5 protein-coding genes and 1 pseudogene are annotated in these 4312 nt (G+C 31.5%); all 6 read left to right on the top strand.

The window, feature by feature from the left end; genetic code table 11:
- Positions 1-385 (top strand): annotated as a pseudogene (locus CD129_RS12730) (nicotinate phosphoribosyltransferase); the annotation flags it as partial.
- The gene (gene nadE, locus CD129_RS12735; protein ID WP_078358222.1) at positions 385-1206 is read left to right on the top strand and encodes an ammonia-dependent NAD(+) synthetase; all 822 of its coding nucleotides are present in this window, start codon (positions 385-387) and stop codon (positions 1204-1206) included. The pseudogene CD129_RS12730 and the gene nadE, both read left to right, overlap by 1 nt.
- Positions 1207-1270: 64 nt before the next feature.
- Positions 1271-1840 (top strand): DUF2179 domain-containing protein, encoded by a 570-nt coding sequence (locus tag CD129_RS12740; RefSeq protein ID WP_078358224.1) that lies wholly within the window; start codon positions 1271-1273, stop codon positions 1838-1840.
- Positions 1830-2006, top strand: a complete 177-nt coding sequence (locus CD129_RS12745) for an NETI motif-containing protein (RefSeq protein WP_078358225.1) — start codon at positions 1830-1832, stop codon at positions 2004-2006. Before CD129_RS12740 ends, CD129_RS12745 begins: the two co-directional genes overlap by 11 nt.
- 301 nt (positions 2007-2307) lie before the next feature.
- A complete protein-coding gene (gene purB / locus CD129_RS12750) occupies positions 2308-3603 on the top strand; it encodes an adenylosuccinate lyase (RefSeq protein ID WP_115337266.1) in 1296 nt (431 codons plus the stop codon).
- A gap of 78 nt (positions 3604-3681) precedes the next feature.
- Positions 3682-3984: a YerC/YecD family TrpR-related protein gene (locus CD129_RS12755; RefSeq protein ID WP_078358228.1), complete on the top strand. Its 303-nt coding sequence runs from the start codon at positions 3682-3684 to the stop codon at positions 3982-3984.
- The last annotated feature ends 328 nt before the right edge of the window (positions 3985-4312 follow it).

The raw sequence follows: 4312 nt of genomic DNA on the forward strand, positions 1-4312 counted from the left end.
CTATAGAGTTATTAATACTTTAACGAACAAATCTGAAGGAGATTATATAACTTTAGAACATGAAGAGCCAAACAAAGAAGAACGTTTAAAAATGTTCCATCCCGTTCATACTTATAAAATGAAATATATTAAAAACTTTAAAGCTGTTGATTTACATCACGATATTTTTACAAACGGTAAACTTGTTTATTCATTGCCAGAAATTAATGATATAAAACAATTGGCATTTGATAACCTTGAGATATTATGGGAAGAAAATAAACGTTATTTAAATCCTGAAGAGTACCCTGTAGACTTAAGTAAAGCTTGTTGGGATAATAAGAATAAAAAAATATTTGAAGTTGCAGAAAGAGTTGCAGAATCTATTAAGGATGTGGAACAGTAATGAGAGATTTGCAATCAACCATAGTTAAAGAAATGAATGTAAAAAAAGTAATAGACCCTAATAGTGAATTTGAAGAGATTAAACATTTTTTGAAATCTTATATAAAAGCTCATAGTTTTGTGAAGTCATTAGTATTAGGTATTTCAGGCGGTCAAGATTCAACATTGCTAGGTAAAATAGCACAGTTAACAGTAGAAGAATTAAATGCTGAAGAAAATGAACAATATCAATTTATCGCTGTTAGATTGCCGTATGGTGAACAGTTTGATGAACAAGATACACAAGATGCTTTAGATTTTATTAATCCAAGCAAACGTATAACAGTGAATATTAAACCAGCAGTTCAAGCAAGTATTCAATCATTAAAAGAATCAGGTGTTGAACTTACAGATTTTCAAAAAGGAAATGAAAAAGCGAGAGAGCGCATGAAAGTCCAATATTCAATTGCTTCAGCACATAGTGGTATTGTACTAGGAACTGATCATTCGGCTGAGAATATTACTGGATTCTTCACTAAGTTTGGTGATGGTTCTTGTGATATAGCTCCTTTATTTGGCTTGAATAAAAGACAAGGTAAAGCAATCTTAAAATATTTAGATGGTCCAGAACATTTAATTAATAAAGTACCTACTGCCGATTTAGAAGAAGATAAACCAGCTTTACCAGACGAAGAAGCTTTGGGAGTAACTTATGATGTAATTGATGACTTTTTAGAAGGTAAAAAAATAAATGAAAAAGATCAAGAAATTATTCAGAATCACTATGTAAGAAATGCACATAAAAGAGAAATGCCTTATACAAGATATACTTGGCCAAAATAATGCGTGACTTTCATAAGTTTGATTGATAAAATAATTCCAGTATTTTAATAAATGGAGGGTTTGCATGTCAGCTATATTAGATAATCCATGGCTAATGGTACTTTCTATATTTGTAATTAATATAGTATATGTATCCTGTTTAACAATGAGAACGATTTTAACACTAAAAGGATATCGATATATAGCCGCTGCTGTGAGTGTACTTGAAGTAGTCGTTTATGTTATCGGATTAGGTTTAGTAATAAATAGTCTTGACCAAATTCAGAATATATTAGCTTATGCACTTGGATTTGCAACGGGTATTATTGTAGGCATGAAGATAGAAGAAAAGATAGCATTAGGTTATATCGTTGTGAACGTTACAACTGCAGAATATGAAACAGATTTACCTAGAAAGTTGAGAGACTTTGGGTATGGTGTCACACATTATGTTGCAAAAGGAAGAGATGGAGATCGTCTTGTAATGCAAATATTAACACCACGTAGATTTGAATTGAAATTAATGGACACAATAAAACAGTTAGATTCAAAAGCTTTTATTATTGCATATGAACCTAAAAACATCCACGGTGGTTTCTGGGTTAAAGGTGTACGAAGTAAAAAATTAAAGGCGTATGATACTGATGAAGTTTAGAGTTGAAGAAAATGAAACGATAGAAATGTGTCTTAATAGAATGAAAGAACAAGGTTATACACCAGTGAAAAGATTTGAAAAACCTGTCTTTATCGAAAAGAAGAACGGTGATATTGAAGTACTTAGACAAGAAATACAATTTGTAGGCAAAAAAATGAATGATTAAATGATTGTTTGAAATCAAAATACCCTTGGAAGTTAGTCGAAAAATATAACTTCCAAGGGTGTTTTATTTTCATATTGTCTTTATTGTTTATGAAAAAACAAAGATGCGATTATAAGGACATATAAATTATAAATGGGAAACTACTTTCAATTTATTATCCGACTGTTACAATATATAATGAGAGAGATAAATGATTTAACAATCTAATTACGAACTTTATTTGATATTTTATAAATAATGTACGTGTTACAAAATGTTTGTTATAATGTAAATGACTAAAAAATGATAGGAGAATTTATCAATGATTGAACGTTATTCTAGAGAAGAAATGGCTAATATTTGGACTGAACAAAATCGTTTTGAAGCATGGTTAGAAGTTGAAATACTAGCGTGTGAAGCATGGAGCAAGTTAGGACATATTCCAGCTGAGGATGTTAAACTAATAAGACAAAATGCTAAAGTCGACGTTGATAGAGCTAAAGAAATTGAACAAGAAACGCGCCATGATGTCGTAGCGTTTACTAGACAAGTATCTGAAACATTAGGTGAAGAACGTAAATGGGTACATTATGGTTTAACGTCAACTGATGTTGTTGACACTGCGCTTAGTTATGTAATTAAACAAGCTAATGAAATTATAGAAAAAGATATAGAAAGATTTTTAGAAGTCTTAAAGAATAAAGCGATTGAACATAAGACAACGTTAATGATGGGTAGAACACATGGTGTACATGCTGAGCCAACAACATTTGGTATAAAAATGGCACTTTGGTATACAGAAATGAAACGTAACTTAGAAAGATTCAAACGTGTTCGTGAAGAAATTGAAGTAGGAAAAATGAGTGGCGCAGTTGGTACTTTTGCGAATATTCCACCTGAAATTGAAGAGCATGTATGTAAAGAATTAGGTTTAGATTATGCACCTGTTTCTACACAAACACTACAACGTGATCGCCATGCTTATTACATTGCAACTTTAGGCTTAATTGCAACTTCTATTGAAAAATTTGCAGTAGAAGTACGTGGTTTACAAAAAACTGAAACACGTGAAGTAGAAGAAGCATTTGCAAAAGGTCAAAAAGGATCATCAGCAATGCCACACAAACGTAATCCAATTGGATCTGAAAATGTAACAGGTTTAGCTCGTGTTATTAGAGGATATGTTACAACTGCATATGAAAATGTACCATTATGGCATGAAAGAGATATCTCTCATTCATCAGCTGAAAGAATCATGTTACCAGATGTTACAATTGCTTTAGATTACGCTTTAAATAGATTCACTAATATCATTGATAGATTAACTGTTTATCCTGAAAATATGAAACGTAATATTGATAAGACATTTGGACTTATTTATTCACAACGTGTTATGTTAACACTTATTAATAAAGGAATGGTTAGAGAAGAGGCTTATGATATCGTTCAGCCAAAAGCAATGGAATCATGGGAAACACAAACACCATTTAGAACTCTAGTAGAACAAGACGAGAAAATTACGAACTTGTTAAGTGAAACTGAATTAGATGAATGTTTCGATGAAAAGCATCACTTAAATCAAGTAGATACTATATTTAGAAGAGCTGGTATTGAATAAAATTCTTTATACTGTACTTTAATAGGTTAGTGCGTTAAAATGCAATTAATGAACTTATATTAAACAGGGGTTGATTTTTTGCAAATCGAAAAATTAAGAGGTAAAGCATTAGACGAACTATTTGATGCTGTACTAACGCTAGAGACTAGAGAAGAATGTTATCAATTTTTTGATGATTTATGTACTGTCAATGAATTACAGTCATTATCACAACGATTACAAGTTGCGAAAATGATCAAACAAGGATTCACATATGCACATATCGAGAAAGAATCTGGTGCATCAACTGCGACTATTTCTCGAGTTAAAAGATCTTTACAATGGGGTAATGATGCATACACGATGATACTTGAAAGAATGAATATTGATTTTGAAAAATAAATAGTAAGAATATTTTTTGAGATTGGGATATAAATGTCCTAGAAATTTATAATAATCATTTTGGTAGCTCATAGAGCTATCATCAGAATGCCAGCAAAGTAATAGACTTTGTTGGCATTTTTTTATGCGCATGCTTTCCGCGGGCAGATAAGGTTAGTGTTAAAAGCAGTTCTAGGCAAAATTGCTGATAAGAGGTGTGTTAAAAGCAGTACTAGGCAAAATTGCTGATAAGAGGTGCGTTAAAAGCAGTACTAGGCAAAATTGCTGATAAGAGGTGTGTTAAAAGCAGTACTAGGCAAAATTGCTGATAAGAGGTGTGTTAAAAGCA

Source organism: Mammaliicoccus fleurettii (genome assembly GCF_003970575.1).
Classification (GTDB): domain Bacteria; phylum Bacillota; class Bacilli; order Staphylococcales; family Staphylococcaceae; genus Mammaliicoccus; species Mammaliicoccus fleurettii.

Excerpts from the sequence above, each read along its gene's own strand:
- nadE (WP_078358222.1), top strand. The coding sequence starts at position 385 with ATGAGAGATTTGCAATCAACCATAGTTAAAGAAATGAATGTAAAAAAA.
- CD129_RS12740 (WP_078358224.1), top strand. The coding sequence starts at position 1,271 with ATGTCAGCTATATTAGATAATCCATGGCTAATGGTACTTTCTATATTT.
- CD129_RS12745 (WP_078358225.1), top strand. The coding sequence starts at position 1,830 with ATGAAGTTTAGAGTTGAAGAAAATGAAACGATAGAAATGTGTCTTAAT.
- purB (WP_115337266.1), top strand. The coding sequence starts at position 2,308 with ATGATTGAACGTTATTCTAGAGAAGAAATGGCTAATATTTGGACTGAA.